18 protein-coding genes are annotated in these 18975 nt (G+C 65.3%); 11 read left to right on the top strand and 7 right to left on the bottom strand.

The genetic code is table 11. The annotated features are described in order from the left end of the window. Nucleotides 1-136: 136 nt before the first annotated feature. Nucleotides 137-1417 (bottom strand): LCP family protein, encoded by a 1281-nt coding sequence (locus G7Y29_RS10055; RefSeq protein WP_165002432.1) that lies wholly within the window; start codon nt 1415-1417, stop codon nt 137-139. An 18-nt stretch (nt 1418-1435) separates the two neighbouring features. Further along, nucleotides 1436-2155, bottom strand: a complete 720-nt coding sequence (locus G7Y29_RS10050; RefSeq protein ID WP_165002431.1) for a CPBP family intramembrane glutamic endopeptidase — start codon at nt 2153-2155, stop codon at nt 1436-1438. Nucleotides 2156-2171: 16 nt separating this feature from the next. Between G7Y29_RS10050 and pheA the strand changes: the two genes are divergently transcribed. Both pheA and G7Y29_RS10040 read left to right on the top strand, forming a co-directional pair. Next, complete coding sequence (pheA, locus tag G7Y29_RS10045) at nt 2172-3077, top strand: prephenate dehydratase (protein WP_165002430.1); 906 nt, start codon at nt 2172-2174, stop codon at nt 3075-3077. After that, nucleotides 3078-3686, top strand: a complete 609-nt coding sequence (locus G7Y29_RS10040; RefSeq protein WP_165002429.1) for a histidine phosphatase family protein — start codon at nt 3078-3080, stop codon at nt 3684-3686. It abuts the gene before it with no gap. Here the strand turns inward: G7Y29_RS10040 and G7Y29_RS10035 are convergent. Genes G7Y29_RS10035 through G7Y29_RS10025 form a run of 3 tightly spaced genes read right to left on the bottom strand, consistent with a single transcriptional unit; the run spans nt 3683 to nt 5855 of the window. Continuing rightward, entirely contained in the window at nt 3683-4027 is a 345-nt protein-coding gene (locus G7Y29_RS10035; protein ID WP_165002428.1) for a metallopeptidase family protein, read from the bottom strand. The two genes, G7Y29_RS10040 and G7Y29_RS10035, sit on opposite strands and share 4 nt — an antisense overlap. A gap of 3 nt (nt 4028-4030) precedes the next feature. Next, on the bottom strand, nt 4031-5101 hold the full coding sequence (locus G7Y29_RS10030) for a septum formation family protein (RefSeq protein ID WP_165002427.1): 1071 nt from the start codon (nt 5099-5101) through the stop codon (nt 4031-4033). Between the two features lie 28 nt (nt 5102-5129). Beyond that, the gene (locus G7Y29_RS10025) at nt 5130-5855 is read right to left on the bottom strand and encodes a GntR family transcriptional regulator (RefSeq protein ID WP_165002426.1); all 726 of its coding nucleotides are present in this window, start codon (nt 5853-5855) and stop codon (nt 5130-5132) included. Between the two features lie 79 nt (nt 5856-5934). On the opposite strand from G7Y29_RS10025, the gene serS reads away from it, so the two are divergent. The 4 genes from serS (at nt 5935) to glpK (ending at nt 10519) form a co-directional block, all read left to right on the top strand. After that, entirely contained in the window at nt 5935-7188 is a 1254-nt protein-coding gene (gene serS, locus G7Y29_RS10020) for a serine--tRNA ligase (protein ID WP_165002425.1), read from the top strand. 1 nt (nt 7189) lies between these two features. Further along, on the top strand, nt 7190-8044 hold the full coding sequence (locus tag G7Y29_RS10015; RefSeq protein ID WP_165002424.1) for a lysophospholipid acyltransferase family protein: 855 nt from the start codon (nt 7190-7192) through the stop codon (nt 8042-8044). Nucleotides 8045-8079: 35 nt separating this feature from the next. Beyond that, nucleotides 8080-8904 (top strand): HAD family hydrolase, encoded by an 825-nt coding sequence (locus G7Y29_RS10010; protein WP_165002423.1) that lies wholly within the window; start codon nt 8080-8082, stop codon nt 8902-8904. Nucleotides 8905-9040: 136 nt separating this feature from the next. Next, a complete protein-coding gene (glpK, locus tag G7Y29_RS10005) occupies nt 9041-10519 on the top strand; it encodes a glycerol kinase GlpK (RefSeq protein ID WP_165002422.1) in 1479 nt (492 codons plus the stop codon). Nucleotides 10520-10522: 3 nt separating this feature from the next. Here glpK and G7Y29_RS10000 read toward each other — a convergent pair whose 3' ends face one another. Beyond that, entirely contained in the window at nt 10523-12370 is a 1848-nt protein-coding gene (locus G7Y29_RS10000; RefSeq protein WP_249399754.1) for an N-acetylmuramoyl-L-alanine amidase, read from the bottom strand. 147 nt (nt 12371-12517) lie between these two features. On the opposite strand from G7Y29_RS10000, the gene glf reads away from it, so the two are divergent. Further along, nucleotides 12518-13696, top strand: a complete 1179-nt coding sequence (gene glf, locus G7Y29_RS09995; RefSeq protein ID WP_165002421.1) for a UDP-galactopyranose mutase — start codon at nt 12518-12520, stop codon at nt 13694-13696. Between the two features lie 156 nt (nt 13697-13852). Continuing rightward, on the top strand, nt 13853-14356 hold the full coding sequence (locus tag G7Y29_RS09990; protein WP_165002420.1) for a hypothetical protein: 504 nt from the start codon (nt 13853-13855) through the stop codon (nt 14354-14356). A gap of 10 nt (nt 14357-14366) precedes the next feature. On the opposite strand, the gene G7Y29_RS09985 is transcribed toward G7Y29_RS09990, so the two are convergent. Continuing rightward, entirely contained in the window at nt 14367-14960 is a 594-nt protein-coding gene (locus G7Y29_RS09985; protein ID WP_165002419.1) for a hypothetical protein, read from the bottom strand. Nucleotides 14961-15160: 200 nt separating this feature from the next. Between G7Y29_RS09985 and G7Y29_RS09980 the strand changes: the two genes are divergently transcribed. The 3 genes from G7Y29_RS09980 (at nt 15161) to G7Y29_RS09970 (ending at nt 18585) form a co-directional block, all read left to right on the top strand. Next, nucleotides 15161-16747, top strand: coding sequence for a cation:proton antiporter (locus G7Y29_RS09980; RefSeq protein WP_165002418.1), 1587 nt, complete (start codon nt 15161-15163; stop codon nt 16745-16747). Between the two features lie 332 nt (nt 16748-17079). Then, nucleotides 17080-18168, top strand: a complete 1089-nt coding sequence (locus G7Y29_RS09975; RefSeq protein WP_196820149.1) for a replication initiation protein — start codon at nt 17080-17082, stop codon at nt 18166-18168. A gap of 171 nt (nt 18169-18339) precedes the next feature. Then, on the top strand, nt 18340-18585 hold the full coding sequence (locus G7Y29_RS09970) for a ribbon-helix-helix domain-containing protein (protein ID WP_165002417.1): 246 nt from the start codon (nt 18340-18342) through the stop codon (nt 18583-18585). Nucleotides 18586-18975 lie beyond the last annotated feature (390 nt).

Raw genomic sequence — 18975 nt, 5'->3', positions numbered from 1 at the left:
GCCGTCTTGCCTTGGGGCCACATCGCCAGATTACCGTCCATGTCACAACAAGAACGCCCTCTTTACGAATCCTCCCTCAATACTTCGAGGTGCGCATTTCACCATCCTGTAGGAGTAGAAAGCGATTCGGGGCGTACTAACGCAGCGACGAAAACAGCGCCTCTGCGCCCGCTTCGTCCCACAGCATGACGTTGCCGACCTCGGTGTCTAAAAAGCCACCGAGTGGCACCGTTTCCGTTTTCAGCCCGCCGCGCATCGCGAGCGGGATACGCGCCAAGTTCCACACGTGGTCGCCCGTGTTGACGGTAAACAGCCCGGGCACCGCCCACATCAGAGGGATCGCCCTAAACGGGTTGAGCAGCACACCAGGCGAGGTGACCTCTGCGACAATCGCGCCGAGGAAATCGCGCTGGCGGCCGACCCGGTCGAGGTCGCCGAGCGACGTGGCGCGGGTGCGCACGTAACCGAGGCCGGTGGGCCCATCCATCATCTGGCAGCCGGGCTGGACATCCAAGTTGGCCAAGGGGTCCTGGATCGGCTCGGTGACGCAGATTTCGACACCGCCGATGGCGTCGACCACGCCCGCGAGCCCTCCCATGCCGATCTCCGCGTAACGGTCCACGCGCAACCCCGTGTTCTGCTCCACGGTCGTCGCTAGCAGCTTCGGCCCGCCGTAGGCGAAAGCGGCGTTGATCTTGTCCATGCCGTAACCGGGGATGGAGACGTAGGAGTCGCGCGGGATTGACACCAACGTCGCCGGCCCCGTGCGCGGTAGGTGCAGCAGCATCACCGTGTCGGTGCGGCCGACGCCGAGGTCGCCGCCGGTGCCGTAGCGCGCGATGTCGTCCTCGCTGAGGCCCTGGCGCGAATCGGAGCCGACGAGCAGCCAGTTCGTGCCGGCGGTGTTGGCGATGCGCTCGTCGGGAAGCGCGTCGACGCGGTTCAGGCGCGCGTCGGTGAAGAGGACCCCGGCGATGAGGAGCACGACAACGAGCGCGAATACGGAGAAGCAGCCGGGTGCTTTTCGACGCCTCCGCGCACGCACCGGAGCCTGCGCCGCCGCGGGCGGCGCTTGGCGCACGCGCGAGCGCGACACGGCCATGGGCGCCGGCTCTACCGGCCGGCTGACGCGCCGCGGCGGCTGCTGCACAGGCCGCGGTTGCGGTGCGGGCCTGTCGCGCTCGGGCAGCTGCGGGGTGCGCCGCGGCTGGTACTGGCGCGTGTGGTCCATGGGCGGGCGCTGCACCCGCTCGAAGCGGGGCACCTCCTCGCGCGGGCGGGGCTCGGGCCGGGGGGCGCGTTCGACGCGGCGGCGTACGGGGCGACCGTAGCGGTCCACGATGGGCTTTCCGTCCCTGCCCAGCACGTAATCGCCCAGGTTGTCCCTCGGGTCGTTCGAGTGAGGTGTCGAAGGCATGGGTGAAGTTTAACCCGCCTACAGCCCCAGCAATGAAAGGAAGGAATCGGAAAGCAGCTGGTAGCCCACGAACGCGACGGCGTCGATGAGGAAGTGGGCGAGGATCAGCGGCCACACCTTGCCTGTGCGGTGGTAGAACCAGCCGAACACGACACCCATCACAATATTTCCGAATCCCGCCGAAACTCCCTGGTAAAGGTGGTAGCTACCGCGCAGCACCGAGGACGCGGCGATGGCGGGCCACGGCCCCCACCCAAGCTGGCGCAGCCGCGTGATCAGCCACATCACCACCACGGTCTCCTCGCCGAAGGCGTTGGCGAAGGACCACAGCAACAGCGTGGGCACCTGCACCGCCTCCGTTGTAGGCACGACCTCCTTCGACCATCCCATCTGCAGCGAAACGACGTAGAGCACCAACCCCGGTAGGCCGATGAGTGCGGCCAGGCCAGCCCCGTGCAACCAGTCACGCCACCGCGGCCGCGGCAGGGTCGCTTCCAGCAAGAACAGCGCCAGGGCGCCCCAGGCGAAAAGCGAGGCCGCCGAGCAGACCTGGAGCGCGAGGTCGAGCCAGGAGACGTCGGACGACGTGTCATTGAGCGTAACCTGCTGCTCGTTCAAGGCCGGCTGCGCCAGGAGGGCGTCGATAAGCCTCAAGCCCGCGCGGGCCCCGGAGAGGCCAAAGGTGACGGCGAGGACGATGAGGATCTCCAGGCGGATCCGCTCAGGGCGTGTTCGCATGCAGTAACTTTAAGGCATGAACCGCGTCGCTTTCCTGGGTCCGCACGGCACGTTTACTGAGCAAGCCGTGTGGGCGTTCGAGCTTGACGACGTCGCCCTGGTCCCCGTGGATTCTCCCTCCGCCGCGCTGCACGCGGTGCGCGCGGGAGAGGTGGACTGGGCCGTGGTAGCCATCGAGAACTCCGTCGACGGCGCGGTGACCTCGACCTCAGACGCGCTCATTGAGGCTGGCGGCGTGCAGATTTACGGTGAGACGGAGCTCGAGATCGCCTTCGCGATCATGACCCGGCCGGGCGAGGAGCTCGCGGACGCGCGGAGCTTTGCCACGCACCCCGTCGGGTACCAGCAGGTGAAGAAGTGGCTGGCCGACAACGCGCCGCACGCGCGGTTTCACGCAGCCGCCTCGAACGCCGCGGCCGCGGAGCTCGTGGCCGAAGGCGAGGTAGACGCGGCCGCGGCCCCGCGCCGGGCGGCGGACCTGTTCGGCCTTCAGGTGCACGCCGACGGCGTTGCCGACATGCAGGCGGCCCGCACCCGCTTCGTGCTCGCCGGGCCCAGTGGGGTGCCAGCCCCGCGCACCGGCAACGACCGCACCTTTGTGGTGTTCCAGCTCCCCAACGAGCCCGGCACGCTCGTCGGAGCGCTGCAGGAATTCGCCTACCGCGGCGTGGATCTCAGCCGCATCGAATCGCGCCCGACCAAGGCGGAGCGCAACACCTACAATTTCTTCGTGGACCTCGTGGGCCACATTGATGACGCCCCGCTCGCCGAGGCTCTGCGCAGCCTCTACCTGCGGGCGAGCTCGATCACGTTCCTCGGTTCCTGGCCGCGCGCGCATGAGCCGGCGGGGGAGCCCGGGGTCGACGAAGCGCGGTTGCGCGCCGCGGAAGAGTGGGTCGCCTCGGCCCGGAAAGGCACGTAGATGCTGGTTTTACTCAGGCACGGACAGACCACCTCCAACGTCGGGCGCCATCTCGACACGGCGCTGCCGGGTGCGGAGCTGACGGAGCTCGGCCGCGAGCAGGCCGCGGCGGCCGGCCGCGAGATCATGGCGGAGTACTCACCCGTGCGGGTGGTGACCTCGCAGGCGCTGCGTGCGCAGCAGACGGGTGAGATCGCCTTCGGGGCGCACTTCGACGACATCCCCGCTCTCGACGGGCTGCACGAGGTCCAGGCCGGGCGCTGGGAGATGATGAACACCCGCGAAGCGCATGAGACCTACCACGGGGCCTTCCGTGGCTTCTACCGGCGCGAACTCGAATCGCTTATCGACGGCGGCGACTCCCTCGACATCTTCCTCGCCCGCTACCGGGCGGCGCTGGCTCCCCTCGTTGAGCATGACTCAGCAGGCGACACCGTGGTCATCTCGCACGGCGGGGCAATCCGGGCGTTCGCCGCGAACGCCACCGACATCGACCCGGACTTCGCGGAAATGGCCTACCTGCCCAACTGCCACTACCTTGTCATTGATCCCGTTGGCGAGTTCGGGTCGTGGCGGGTTGTGAAATGGGGCAAACACTCGCTGGGTTAACCCCAGCCGAGCTCGTGCAGCTCGTGCTCCTCGATCCCGAAGTAGTGCCCCACCTCGTGGAACACCGTGATTTTTACCTGTTCGCGCAGCTCCTCGACGCTGCCGCAGATGGCCTCGTGGGCCTCCTTGTACACGAAGATCGCGTCCGGTAGGTAGCCGGTGTGGTTGGAGTGCTGCTCGGTCAGTGGCACTCCCTCGAAAAGGCCCAGCATTGTCGGGTCGTTGGCGTTGAAGTCGCGGGCGAGGACCACCAGGTTCGTCATGGCGCGCGCGAAAGACTCCGGGATTTCATCGAGCGCGTCATTGATCAGCGTCTCGAACTCGCCCTGCGTGACCAGCATCGGCTACTGCGCGCCGGGCTCTTGGTTCGCGGAGGCGACGGGCGCCTTGCTGGCCGGGTCCTCGCGCAGGGGGCGGCGTTCGGGGCGCTCGGGCGGCGGGTTGCCGTCGATACGCAAAGCCTCACGGCCCTGCGTCGCCGAACCCGTGAGCGTGGCGAACTGGCCGTTGTTGGCGAACACCAGCGCGCAATTGACGCTCTTGCTGCCACCCTCCCAGGCCGCGGGCGAGTGCGTGGTCCAGAACGGCTGCAGCGCAATTCGGTACAGGTTCTCCTCGCCCCCGAGGTAGTCGTGCGCGGCGGTAGTGCAGACGTCGCCCAGGTATTTGTCCTGCTCCTCGACACTCGGGGTGTGGTCGGGGAATGTGTCCGCCAGGGAAACCACGGACGTGATTTCGAGGTGGTGGGGCTCCCCGCAGTCGACGGCGCGCAGCGTGTTCGATGCGTCGGTGGAGGCGCATTGGCCGACGTCGAGGACACGGGCCTGGTCTTGTTCGGCAGCGCGTCCCGACGTCAGCACCGGGGTGCCGGCAGCGTCGGTGACCTGCAGGCCACATAGCATCGTCCGGTCCCCACGCGCCCAGGCCTCGGCGGGCGGGAGGATGGAGGCGATGGAGTAACGCCCGTTGGGGTCATACACGCCTTGCAGGTAGTTCACGGTGGAGGCGCCGCACAGCTCCTCGCGCAGCTGGGCCTGGCGCGTCTGGCTCGGCATCTGCGCGTCGGGTCCGAACTCGGAGGACGGGAACGCGGCGAGATCCTCGCGCGTGGACACCTCGAAGCGGTGCTCCTGCTCGCACGGGGTCTGCTCGAACCCGGCGATTGAACCGCCCTCGTTGAGCTGCCACGTCAGGCAGGCGCTCTGGTCGGCGGTGGTGAACGGGGCCGCGGCGCCAGGTGAATTCTGGCCGGTCGTCCCCACCGTGGTGGTCGCGGTGACACCCGTTTGGGTCTGGCCCGGTGAGGCGGACGAGGCAGATGTCGACTCAGAGACGAACGTGTAAGAGGCCGCCGCCACCGCTCCCGCCACGACGGCGAGGAGGACGGAGCGCACACTGGCTGTGGTCGTTACCATGGCGTCTATTGTGCCTTACTACTAATTGCTATTGTTCAGCCGACCGGGCCACCCGCGTGGTCAGGTGGTAGCGGTCGCTGCGGTAGACCGACGAGCAAAGTTCCACGTGGTGCGCGCCGCTGCGGGCGTAGCGCACGATGTGGAGCAGGGCTGCGCCGGGCGGGACGTCGAGAAGCGAGGCGTTGGCATCGCTCGCCTCGACCGCCGTGACCGTTTGGTCCGCCTCCGTGATGCCCAGCCCGTAATCCTGCTCAAGCAGCGTGTATACGGACTTGTACACGTCGTTTTCGAGCAGGTCGGGAACGAGGGTGCCGTTATACCAGGCGTCGTCAATCGCGTACGGTTCGCCGTCGCCGAGCCGAAGCCGCCTCAGATGGATATGGGGGACGGTGGGGGCGGTACCGAAAAAGTCCGCGACGAACTCCGGCGGGGCCGCGCGGCCGGACAGGAGAATGCGCGAACTGGCCGCGACGTGCTGTGCCCTCATCTCGTCGGAGAACGACGCCAGGTGCAGTCGGCTGACCAGCGGGTTCGGCGCGACAAACGTGCCTTTTCCGCGGACCCGGCGCAGCCGGCCAGCCGCGACCAGGTCGCCGATGGCGCGGCGCACCGTAATGCGGCTGACGCCGTACTTCTCTTCCAGGGCGCGTTCACCGGGCAAAAGATCACCCGGCTTAAGTTCGGTGACACACGCCTCCTCCAAGATCGCGCGCAGCTGCGCGTGCTTGGGAACGGGCCCGTCCGAGATGTGCATGGGCCCAAGCCTACCCCCGGTGGTTATGACCAGACAATCCACGATGTTCGTGTCCAGGGGCAGGGTAGGATGACTTTCCGTGATCGATCTCAAATTCCTGCGTGAACATCCCGACGTCGTGCGCGAGTCCCAGCGGGCCCGCGGTGAAGACCCCTCCCTGGTGGATCAGCTGCTGGAGGCGGACGAGGCGCGCCGCTCGTCCATCCAGACCGCGGACGAGTTGCGCAGCGAGCAGAAGGCCTTCGGCAAGAAGATCGGCCAGGCCGCTCCAGAGGACCGCCCCACGCTGCTCGAGGGATCCAACGAGCTCAAGGCCCGCGTGAAGGAGGCTGAGGCCGCGCAGGCCGAGGCGCAGGAGGCCGTGGCGAAGCTGCAGTACAGCATCTCCAACGTCATTGCAGGCGCCCCCGCCGGAGGTGAAGAGGACTTCGTCGTCCTCGAGCACGTGGGCGAGGTTCCGGAGTTCGACTTCGAGGTGCGCGACCACCTCGACCTGGGTGAGGCACTGGGCATCATCGATATGAAGCGCGGCACCAAGGTCGGCGGCGCGCGCTTCTACTACCTCGTCGGCGACGGCGCGTGGCTGCAGCTCGGCATGCTCATGCTTGCCGCGCAGAAAGCGCGCGAAGCCGGTTTCAAGGTTGTTATCCCGCCGGTGCTGGTGCGCCCCGAGATCATGGCCGGAACAGGCTTCCTCGACGCGCACGACGAGGAGATCTACTACCTCGAGCGCGACGACATGTACCTCGTCGGTACGTCTGAGGTAGCGCTCGCCGGGTTTCACAAGGACGAGATTGTCGATCTGAAAGACGGCCCACTGCTGTACGCGGGCTGGTCGTCGTGTTTCCGCCGGGAAGCCGGTTCCTACGGCAAGGACACGAAGGGCATCCTGCGCGTCCACCAGTTCGACAAGCTGGAGATGTTCGTCTACTGCGCCCCCGAGGACGCCGAGGAGATGCACCAGAAACTACTCCAACTCGAGCGCGACATGCTCTCCGCGGTCGAGGTGCCCTACCGTGTCATCGACGTCGCCGCAGGCGACCTCGGCTCATCCGCCGCACGCAAGTTTGACACCGAGGCGTGGGTGCCCTCGCAGGGTACCTACCGTGAGCTGACGTCGACGTCGAACTGCACGACTTTCCAAGCCCGCCGTCTGGCCACCCGCTACCGCGACGCGGACGGCAAGACGCAGACCGCGGCCACCCTCAACGGAACTCTCGCCACAACGCGTTGGCTCGTGGCTATTCTTGAGAACAACCAGCGCGCGGACGGCTCCGTCGTCGTGCCCGAAGCGCTGCGCCCCTGGGTCGGCAAAGACATTTTGGAGCCTTAACATGAAAAAGATTCAGCGCCTGTTCGAGATCCCCTCGGACTATGTTCAACCCCCCGAGCACGCGGAAGCGAAACGGGATCCGTTCTACCACGGTGTGATCCGCGTGATCAAAAACGTTTTCCGTGCGCAGGGGACCGTGGCTGTCCTGCATGGTCTGGAGCACATCCCCGCGGAGGGCGGAGCCCTCATCGTGGCTAACCACACCGGCTGGTTCGACTTCATCTTCACGGGCATGGGCCCGCACGTTGCCGGCCGACGCCTCGTGCGGTTCATGGCCAAGAAGGAAGTGTTCTCCGCCCCCGTCATCGGTGCCATGATGCGCGCCATGCGCCACGTCCCCGTCGACCGCGCCGCGGGGGCCGACAGCATCGACAGCGCCGTCGACTGGATTCAGAAGGGCAGCCTCGTCGGGATCTTCCCCGAGGGGACCATCTCGCGCTCGTTCGAGCTCAGCGAGTTCAAGACGGGTGCGGCGCGGATCGCGCAGCGAGCCGACGCCCCCCTGATCCCCTGCGCCATCTGGGGCTCCCAGCGCATCTGGACCAAGGATCTGCCCCGCCGCCTCGGCCGCACCAACACCCCCGTGATCATCCGCTACGGCGCCCCCGTCGCCCTCGACGGGACGCCGGATGAGGTCACGCAGCGCCTCAAGCAGGCTGTCCAAGAACTGCTGGACCTCAACCGCGCCGAGTACGCCGAGAAGTACGGCCCGTTCGGGGACGGAGAAAACTGGATGCCGGCGGCCCTGGGCGGCTCCGCCCCCACTCCCGAGGAGGCAGAGGAAATCTACCGGAGGGAAAAGGCGGAGCGTGCCGCTCGCAAGGCAGAGAAAACTTCCGGTCGGCGCGAGAAGTGAGCCGTGTGTCGGGGGCGTCGATAAGCTAGGCAACTATGGCACCCCGGCTCATCATCAGCGACATTGACGGCACTTTCCTCACCAGCGCGGGCCGCGTCACGCCGCGGTTGCGCGAGGTAGTGATGCGCGCGGTGCGCTCCGGGGCCAATTTCGGGTTGGCGACCGGGCGGCCCCACAGGTGGCTCATGCCCGTGCTGGACCAGCTGCCTATCACGCCGGTCTGCGTGTGCGCGAACGGCGCGGTGATCTACGACCCCGCCACCGACGAGGTGCTGCGCTCCTTCGAACTCGCGCCTGAGCTGATGGAGCAGATCGTCGCGGACGTCGACGCCGTGTTTCGCCCGCTCGGGACCGGGTGGGGTTACGGCGTCGAACGTGTGGGCCAGTCCGCTCTCGACCCGGAAGACGAGGTCTTCCTGGTCACGCCGGACTACAACCCGGACGCGTGGGACTCCCGTTTCGGTGTCGTGCCCGTGCCCGAGCTGATTTCCCAGCCCGCCGCGAAGCTGCTGGTCAGATGCGCGTCCATGCATTCTGCGGAGATGTTCGACCTCGTCGCCCCGGTTGTCGACGCCTCCGACGCGCACGTGACCTACTCCATGGACGAGGGGCTCATCGAGATCTCCTGCCCCGGTGTGAACAAGGCGACCGGGGTGTCCATCTTGGCCGCGCGCTACGGGGTGGCCGCCGAGGAGGTGGTCACTTTCGGGGATATGCCCAACGATTGCGAGATGCTGGCCTGGGCCGGTCTCGGCGTGGCCATGGGCAACGCGAACCCCGTCGTGCACGATTACGCCGACGCGGTCACGCTGAGCAACGACGAGGACGGCGTCGCGGCCGTGCTGGAACGCTGGTTCTAGGAGCCGGACGGCGCCGGGATGTCGCGCAGAATTGCCCGGATGTCCGCGATGAAGCGGCCCGATGACCAAGGTGCGGCGCCCCACGGCGTGCGGGCATGAGGCGCCGGGGCGGATTCCCCGCCACTACACTGTCCCCATGCCACTCATCGCCGCGATCGACCAGGGGACCACGACGACCCGCTTCATCCTGACCACCCTGGAGGGCAAGGTCGTCGCCCACGCCCAGTACGAACACAAGCAGATCATGCCGCGGCAGGGGTGGGTGGAGCACGATCCTGTGGAGATCTGGCGCAACACGCGCCGGGCGGCGGGCGAGGCCATGGCCAGCCACGACATCACGGATGAGGACATTGCCGCGCTCGGCGTGACTAACCAGCGCGAGACGGCCGTGATCTGGGAGAAGTCGACGGGCAAGCCGATCTACAATGCGATCGTGTGGCAGGACACCCGCACCAACCACGACGGGGACCCGGCCCGCTACCAGGATCGGACAGGGTTGCTGCACAATTCTTACCCGGCGGCGCCGAAGTGGGCGTGGATTCTGGACAACGTGCCGGGCGCGCGCGACAGGGCGGAGCGCGGGGAACTGCTCGCGGGGACTATCGACACGTGGCTGATCTGGAACCTCACCGGCGGGGCCCGCGGGGACGAAGGCCACGAGGCGGTGCATGTCACGGACGTGACCAACGCCAGCCGCACCCTTTTGATGGACCTCCACACACTGGATTGGGACGATGACTTGTGCCGTGAGCTGGGTGTCCCGCGCGCGGTCCTGCCTGAGATCCGGCCTTCGGTCGGTGAGTTCGGGGTGGTTCGCCGCCGCGGCCCGCTGTCCGGTGTGCCGATCACGGGGGTGCTCGGGGACCAGCAGGCGGCGTTGTTCGGCCAGGGTTGCCTAGACGCGGGTGACGCGAAAATGACCTACGGTACGGGCCTGTTCATGCTCCTCAACACGGGGACTACGCCGCAGTTCAGTGAGCATGGGATGCTCACAACGGTGGCGTACCACGTGGAGGGGGAGGAGCCGGTGTACGCGCTGGAGGGCTCGGTGGCAGTCGGCGGCTCGTTGATTCAGTGGCTGCGGGACCAGCTCGGGATCCTGCGCAGCGCGGCGGAAAGCGAGAAGCTCGCCGCCGAGGTCGTCGACAGCGCGGGTGTGGTCATCGTGCCTGCGTTCTCGGGACTTTTCGCCCCGCGGTGGCGCCCGGACGCGCGGGGAGTGGTCTCGGGCCTGACCAGGTTCGCGGACCGCCGCCACATCGCGCGCGCCGCGCTGGAGGCGACGTGCTTCCAGACGTGCGAGGTCGTGCGCGCGATGGAGCAAGACGCGAAAACGCGGATCGCGGAGCTGCGTGTCGACGGCGGCATGACCGACAACAAGCTGCTCATGCAGATGCAGGCCGACCTGCTCGACGCCTGCGTCGCGCGCCCGGACAACATCGAGACGACAGTGATGGGGGCAGCGTCGGCCGCGGGGATCGGAGCAAAGCTTATCGACGCCCCCCTCACGCTCGGGGAGACCACCACCTGGCACAGCACAATGGCCGGCCCCGACCGGGACCGGCTCATTGAAAGGTGGGAGACCGCCGTGGAACGCTCCTACGGTCTCGGTTAGGAGTTAACGCTGCGAGCTCAGGTCGATGTCGACCGCGTTGCTCGACGGGCTGTAGGTGATCGAGCCACCCTCGAAGTCGACCTTGACCTCGTCCTCGGCCGGGTTGTACTCCTGGGAGGTAGGCAGGCCGAGCGGTCCGGCGTCGAGCCCCTGCTGCAGCCACGCGTCGGCGATCTTGCCCACGAGGGTGTAGATCTCGCCCTCGTTGTTCTGCACTCCAATGCCGTTGGAGTAGAAGGCGAAGTTGTTGCCGCCAATGCCCGCGGCCGCTCCCTGCAGGGTACCGAGGAAGGGTTCGAACTGCTTCCACGTGTCCGCTGCCTCTTGGCCGCCCACGAACTTCAGGATCTGGCCGATGTAGGGGGTCAGCGAGGACAGGCTCAGGCCCGGGATGATCTCGGTTTGGCCGACCTTGGTCACGCCCTGGGGAACGGAACCGGACTGGAGCATGTACAGGATGACCACGCCGGCGACGGTGCCAACGGCACCGGCGATGGCCGCTGGGTCGCCCTCTGCGAGCTTGGCCAGGGAGATCTTGCCCAGCGGACTACCCTCGGAGCTGATGATGTTCGTGATGGTTCCGTCCGGGTTCGTGGTGGTGTCCGTCTTCGGCGCACCCGGCGTGGGCGGCTGGTTGATCACGGCGCCACTGCGCAACTGGAGGTACTTGGTGTTGGCCGCGGTGCGGATCGCGCCCATCTGGCTGTACAGGTACCGGCCAGGGCAGGCGTTGTTGTGGAAGTCGCGGTGGGCGTTGATGGTGGGGAAGATGCCGGTCTGTCCCGCGGAGAACTTGCTGCCGCTGAAGTTGCCGCTGGCGGTGAGCTGGACGTTGCCCAGCGGGTTGATGTTGGCCTGTGCGGCCTTCCAGCCGATCATCTCGCCCATGGCCCGGATGCCGGCCGCGGTCGGCTCCGCGGTGTCGTAGTTGCCCAGCATCGAGATGCCCCAGGTGTGGTCGTTGAAGGAACCGACGTGAGCACCCATCGGGCCCCGGTCGAGGCCGCCAGCGCGGCCCTCGTAGATGTTGCCGTATTTGTCCACCAAGGCGTTGTAACCCACGTCGCCCCAGCCCTGGCTGATGTGGAATCCCTGGATGCCGCGCACGATGCCCGGAGCTTCGGCTGCGGAGTAGTTGTTGGAGCCCGCAGTGTGGTGGACGGTGATCGCCTTCGTCGGCTCCGTGTAATACGGCGTGCGGCCGGTGTTCTGCGCACCCCAGGAGGCGCGGGAGACGACCTTCGGCATGCCCGCGGCGAACGTGTTCGCGACGGGTGCGATGTCACCCTCGACCGTGCCTTCGCCGCCGTCAATGAACACGGCCTCAAGGTCGTTGGCGGTGGTGGGGGCTTCGGACTCCGTGCGGCCGTCCTCAAGCAGGTCGACGTTTCCCGTGGAGACCTGGATGCGGTTGGTTTTCTCGATGTAGATGGGGTCAGTGCCCTGCTTCGCGGTCTCCGCGGTGTTGGTCGCGGGGTCCATCTGGTACCACTCCGACCAGGAGCCGTCGGCACGCTCGGCGCGGACGTAGGCGACGATGTCGCGCTCGCCTTCCCAGGTCAGTGCCACCATTGAGAACGGGGTCTCGCGGGAGAATTCCTTGACCACGCGGTGCTCGACCTGCTCACCGCCTTGCGTCATCACGGCCGCGTCGTCGACGGCGATGTTGTCGCCGGCGGCGAAGGATTCACTCGCCAGGTCGACGGAGACGTTCCCGCCGCCGAGGGACTGTACCTGCACGATCTGGCTGCCGCCGAAGGCGGCTGCTGCGATGAGGGCCACCGACATCAGGGCGGCCAGGACCGGGTTCTTCCCCGGCGCGGGCCGGGCGATGCGTCGACGTTGTTGCACGGTAGGGCTCCTGTTGTGTGTGTGAAAACAGTTAATCATTGTGCATTGTAGGGTAGGGAGAAGTCTAAAGGAAGTATTGAGACTTGAGGTGTGTCCGGTGTGTCGCGCAACCGGGCGTCGACAAGCAAATGTGCGAAAATAGGCGCCATGACTTACGACCTCATCGTTGTTGGATCCGGATTCTTCGGCCTCACCGTCGCGGAGCAAGCCGCGAGCGAGCTGGGCAAGCGCGTGCTCGTGCTGGAAAAACGCGGACACATCGGCGGCAACGCCTACTCCGAGAGGGACCCCGAGACCGGCATCGAGGTGCACAAGTACGGCGCGCACCTGTTCCACACCTCCAACGAGCGGGTCTGGAATTACGTCAACCGCTTCACGGACTTCACCGACTACCAGCACCGTGTCTTCGCCATGCACGACGGCACGGCCTACCAGTTCCCGATGGGCCTGGGCCTGATCAACCAGTTCTTCGGCAAGTACTACTCGCCCGATGAGGCTCGCGCGCTCATCGAAGCACAGCGCGAAGGCAAAGACCCGGCCGAGGCGACCAACCTGGAGGAGCGCGGCATCGCGCTCATCGGCAAGCCGCTCTACGAGGCCTTTGTCAAGCACTACACCGCCAAGCAGTGGCAGACCGACCCCACCGACCTGCCGCCGGAGATCATCTCGCGCCTGCCCGTGCGCTACACCTTTAACAACCGCTACTTCAACGACACGTACGAGGGCCTGCCCGTCGACGGCTACGCGGCCTGGCTGGAGAAAATGGCCGAGCACGAGCTTATCGAGGTCGCCCTGAACACCGACTACTTCGACGTACGCGAGCAGCACGAAGGCATTCCCGTGGTCTACACCGGCCCCCTCGACCGCTACTTCGACTACTCGCAAGGCCGCCTCGGCTGGCGCACCCTCGATTTCGAGCGGGAGGTGCTGGAGACCGGTGACTTCCAGGGCACCCCGGTGATGAACTACAACGACGCGGATGTGCCGTACACCCGCATCCACGAGTTCCGCCACTTCCACCCCGAGCGCGACAACTACCCGGCCGACAAGACCGTGATTGTCAAGGAGTACTCCCGCTTCGCCGGTGAGGACGACGAGGTCTACTACCCGATCAACACCCCCGAGGACCGCGAGAAGCTTCTCGCTTATCGACGCCTCGCCGCCGCGGAATCCTCCGAGAAAGGTGTCCTGTTCGGCGGGCGCCTGGGTACCTACCAGTACCTGGACATGCACATGGCCATCGCCGCCGCGCTGACCTTGTTTGATAACCAGCTGCGCCCGTTCTTCGAAGACGGCGAGCCTTTGTCGCAGCCCCGCGGCCACTAGGGGGTGGAATCGGTGAAACCCGACTATCCAGTTGGGTATCCGTCTGCATGGGGAGCCCATAGGACCTATGTAGATTCCTTTCCCGGCAAGCCGTGGAAAAACGATCTCCCTACGAAGGTGTCGCGTTTTGCAAACCGGTATCGAGCAGCCTCCACAATGGAAGTTTCGTTCGGGTTTACGTCCGACACAGCACAGGGGTACAGCGACCTGCTGCAGGTTGCTATGTCCTATTCCACCGTGGATTCGCTCGAAGCGGCACTGGATGAGGACCAACGGATTCGGCGAATCCGCAGCAAACGAACTCGACAGCGATACTTGAAGGTGCGACTGGACTCACCGGAAATCGCGCACTGGTACCGCCCGGATGAGGCGATCAAGTTGCGCAAGGCCCTGGAAGATTTTTTGAAGAGGGATGAGCTGAAGAAGCAGCTGTCTGACTTGGTCGAAGGCGGTTCTGACGTGCGGCCGCTGGCAACGGGCATCAGGCACCTCGCATTTCACGGCTTAGTGGCGCCGGGAACGATTGCGTATGCCTGGGGCGACCGTGGCGAGGTTGCAAAGATATTGAAAGGACTGCGGAGCCTGAGCCTCAGAGAGGCTGACCTGCATTTTTCCAAATGGGTTACTGAGTGCCGTCGCCCAGAAGGCCCCTTTCGTTAGTTCTTCGCTTCTAAGGATGACAGTTGCCGGCGAGGAAAGCGCCGTAACTATTCAACAGCTTTTGTAGGTCGTCCGCTTGACCGACAAACCGGCGAAGGTCCAGATCGATGTACTCCAAAGCGACATCAATTTTCTGAAGGTTTGCCTGGTGGTCATCTCCAAGGAGGCAGACATGGTGCGCAGCACGGTTCCGGAGCAGGCGCACGCTGTTCATGCAGTGGTAGATCTCCCCGCGTCTTGCCTCAAACGCGTGGTTGGCCAGCTGGTGGAAGTTCGTGGCGTTGTTCTTGTGCAGCAGCGAGGTCCAAAGCCCAAACTCAGATTTGGCGACAAAGCGGTCGCGCGGGTAGTCGCCCTCGAAGACCTTGTGCGACAGTGTTTTATCGATGCTCTTCTGGCAATGCGGAGAAAACTCCGTGTAGCAGTCCTCCCACCAGTGGTCGGAACCCGTGATGTGAGTGAGGGACCCGTCAAGAATATTTCGCAGACCGACCTCGACGAATCCGGTTCGTGTCAGGTAGCGCGATGCGACCGCGGCGTTCCACATGTAAGCGCGCTGCGCCTTAATCACATCGTTTTCGGTGTGAAGCATGAACGGATCCATGCGACCGTCCCCGAAAAGAACGTCGAGTTCCTACTCCGCTGGATCTAAAACCTATTTCCCCTTATAAGGCAAGACGCCGACCAGGTTGTGGAAAATAACCACGCCTCCTGGCCAGCTGATGGACACAAGGATAATAACGCAAGCGAGCCGAGTCAACCAGAGTAGCGGGGCGTATATCGGAAACCGTAAACTGACCCACCGTGGGAACTTTCATAGCACTAATCGGCCTGCTGCTGGCCACCGTCCTCGTCGCCGCCGTAGGTGAGCGCACCGGCCTGCCGTGGCCGGCGCTTCTGACCGTGGTGGTCGCGCCGGTGATCTTTATCCCCGGCATCGACACGGTGTCCATCGATCCGCACCTGATCCTGCCGACCTTCCTGCCGCCGCTGCTGTGGTCGCTGGCCCGGCGCACGAGCTGGGGGCAAATCGGCTCCCAGCTCAACGTGGTGCTGACCATGTCGATCATCCTGGTGTTCCTCACCGTCGCGGCGCTGACCGCCACGGCGATGTTGATGCTGCCGGGGCTGAGCCTAGCTATCGCGATGGTGCTCGCCGCCGCGATCGCCCCGCCGGATCCGGTGGCGGTGGACGCAGTGGCGGGCCCGGCGGGCATCCCGAAGCGCATCACCGGCACGCTGCAGACGGAGGGGCTGTTCAACGACGCCGCCTCCATCGTGACCTTCAACGTCGCCATGGCAGCCGCGGTCGCGCACGGCGAGGTCGATTTCGGCAAAGGCGCCCTGCAGTTCCTTTACGCCGCCATCGCCGCGGTGCTGATCGGCCTGGTCGTGGGCAGGTTGGCCGCCATGTTCGCCAACTCCGTACCCGATTCCGTGATCCGCACCGCGTTTACCTGGGTGCTCCCATTCGCCATTTATGCCGGCTGCGAGGCCATTCACGCCTCCGGCGTCATCGCGATCGTCATCGCCGCGGTGGAGATGTCCTCGCGCTCGGCCATGACCGCCGAGGACCGCCTCACCGGACACTCTTTCTGGGAGACGGTGGAACTGCTGTTCACCGGCGTGGCGTTCGGCCTGATTGGCATGAGCGTGCGCGACGCCATCGACACCGCCGGCACGCACATCTGGCAGGCGGTGAAGGTGGGCGTGGTCCTGTCCGTCGTCGCGTTCGCGGTGCGCTTTGTCTGGATGTGGGTGCTGTACAAGATCAACCAGAAAAAGCACCACACAAACGTCTCCCCGCTGCGCCTGCAGGAGGTCTTGCTCATGGCGTGGGCGGGCATGCGCGGGCTGGTCACGCTGGCGCTCGTGCTGGCGATCCCGGCGTCGGCGACGAGCTACCACCACGAGCTCTCTGTCATCGCGTTGACCGTGCTCACCTGCACGATGGTGGTGCCGGGGCTGTTGCTGCCGTGGCTCGTCGATAAGCTTGACCTGCAAAACGGCCCCGCCGGCGACAAGGCGCTCGAGGAGCTGAACCAGCGCGCCTTCGACGCGGCGCGCAAGGCGGTCCGCGAGCACGGCGAGAAGTACGCGCCGGAGGCGTACGCGATGATGCAGGAGCGCCTCGACTCGATCGCGGAGCAGCGCCTGCAGGACCCCGAGGGTTCGGAGGAACGCAAGGCTGCCTTCGACCGTGCCCGCGCGGGGGCTGCGCAGTTGCAGGAGGTCGCGTTGCGCGCTGCCAGCCGCGAACTGCAGCAGGCGCGCCGCGAGCGCAAGTACAACCCCGCGGACGTTGATGCGGTGATCGCGGACCTGGACCGCCTCATCCTCGCGCGCGACCGCAAGGCCCTCGCCGCGCCGAGTTCGATGTGGGAGAAGTAAGGGGCCTTTGCCTATCGACGAGCCTCTGGCCCGCCCCGTTTCCCAAATGCCAAGTAAACCGCTTTCAAAACGCCAAGTGGTCTGTTTTCAAAACGCCAAGCAAGCCCCTTTCAAAACGCCAAGTAGATGCTCGTAGCTGCTACTATGCTGCCGTATGGTGAACGGGTATATTCCACGATTGGCGGATGCCAAATTGGAGCGATCGCTCCGCAGACAGGGTGGTGTCCTTATACAGGGGCCGAAAGGCTGTGGGAAAACAGAGACGGCGAAACAGCAAGCAGCGAGTTTTCTTAATGTAGAGACTGATCCCGGAGTCACCCTCGCTATGGATAATGACCCTTGTCCAGCTCGTTACCCGCGGTCTCGGGCCGGCCTGGGTGGGCATCAACCGACTCAGCGGCAAAGCGCAGTGCTTGTGGCTGATTGACCCCGTCTACGCCGACGAGGACGGCAAGTCCCCCAATATGGCGCTTCTGGCGGCGACGAGCCGGACCCTGGGCGGGTTTTTGGACCACGACCCGAACTTCGCCCACCGGTTCAGCCGCAGCCCCTTCTACACAGGGGATAGCCCAGATCGCTATATCTGGTACCGGCAGCATCACCGCATTGACCGGCTGTCCGACTTCATCAGGGAGGTACGCGAGGTGACCGACGAGCCCCAACATGTCTTGCCCCGCCAGGAGTTCTCCAGTGGCCGCGAACTCATCGAGACGGTCAAGGCACGCCGCGAGCAAGCCCAGGCTTTCCGCGCGATCGCCGACGAGATCGAAGTCGAGATGGGCGAGGAGACGGATCGCTACAACCCGGATCTCGTTGATGGTGTCCTGGTGCGCTGGATCAACCCGGGACGCGCCGCCCGCGACGAGACAGCCTTTCGCCACGCGCTGAAGACCGCGCACCGGCTACGGGCAGCGGGGGAGCGGATGACCGATGCGGCGATTATTGACGCCTATGAGCGCGCCTACAACATCGCCCAACGTGAAGGCGCGGACGGCAGGGCACCGGAGATGCCGCCGATGCGGGACCGCCAGACCATGGCTCGGCGTGTGCGCGGCTACGTCACCCAGGGCAAGACCGACTCCTACGGCACACCCACCGCCCGCTACGCCACCACAAGCCAACGCAAGGCCCTGGCCACCATGGGCCGCAGAGGCGGAAAGAAATCCGCCCAGCGGTGGGAAACAGACCCCGAAGGCGAATACGCCCAAGGCCGGCGGGCGACGTTGCAAAAGACTCACCGCAAGAAGAAGGCGCAAGGGGTCAGCAATCGGCAGCGGGTCGGTCTATTCATCACTGCGTTCTGGGTAGAAATGGATAGGTTGCCGACGTGGGCTGAAATTCAAGCGGAAACAGGTTTGTCCAGAGCCACCGTTGCGAGGCATGTCTCTGCCTTAAAGGAATCCGGAGACCTTCCCGCCTAGTAGGGGTCTCACACCATAAGCAATATACGGTTCCCCTGGCCCCCGGCAGTGTGATGTTGTTTTCTTTTTCGGTGAGACAGTAATGGGGTTACAGGGGTGTTGCCGGGAGCTTCTTTTAAGCGATTGGGTGAGATGCTCGACATGCCCCCAATTCCGTAATACGATAATTGCATGCCTGTTAATATCACCGAGAAGCAGCTGAACGCCTGGCTTGCCGAGGCGGAGGATGGCTATGACGTCGATGCGCTGAAGAAGCGCGGACGGGGGCGTCCGGGTCGTGGCCCCGAAGCTTCCCAGGTGGTTACGGTTCGTCTCACCCCGGAGGAGTTGGAGGCGCTCGACAGGATCGCAGCCGAAAAGCATCTGTCGCGTTCAGAGATGATGCGCCAGGCGATCACCGCTCTCACCGTGGCATGAGGGTGGCGGCCTCTGCCACCAAGCACGGCATCAGTGAGGAAGACGGCATCCATGCCGCTTTATTTCCAACATGGGTCGCACCCCTTGACGATGATCCCGCGCAATGGCGTGAACTACGTCTCGGGTTTGACACCCACGCCCGACTTTTGGAGACTGTCGTGGTTGTCGCCTCCGACGGGGACGAATTGCTGATTCACGCAATGATAGCGCGGTCGAAATACGTCGATCTCCTTAGGTAACCGCTCGGTGAGTCGACGGTTGCCTAAGGGGCGCCCTTAGAGGGCAGTCGTCACCCGGCAGAACAAGCCGCTTCTCGTCGAACCGCGACCGCTGGCGGATTTCGGCTCCGGGTGTGGCGTTGCTGGATATGGTGGGACGGTGACTACTCCT

It is taken from the genome of Corynebacterium qintianiae, from assembly GCF_011038645.2.
In the GTDB taxonomy this organism is placed as follows: Bacteria; Actinomycetota; Actinomycetes; order Mycobacteriales; family Mycobacteriaceae; genus Corynebacterium; species Corynebacterium qintianiae.
This window is presented reverse-complemented; position numbering and strand designations above follow the sequence as displayed.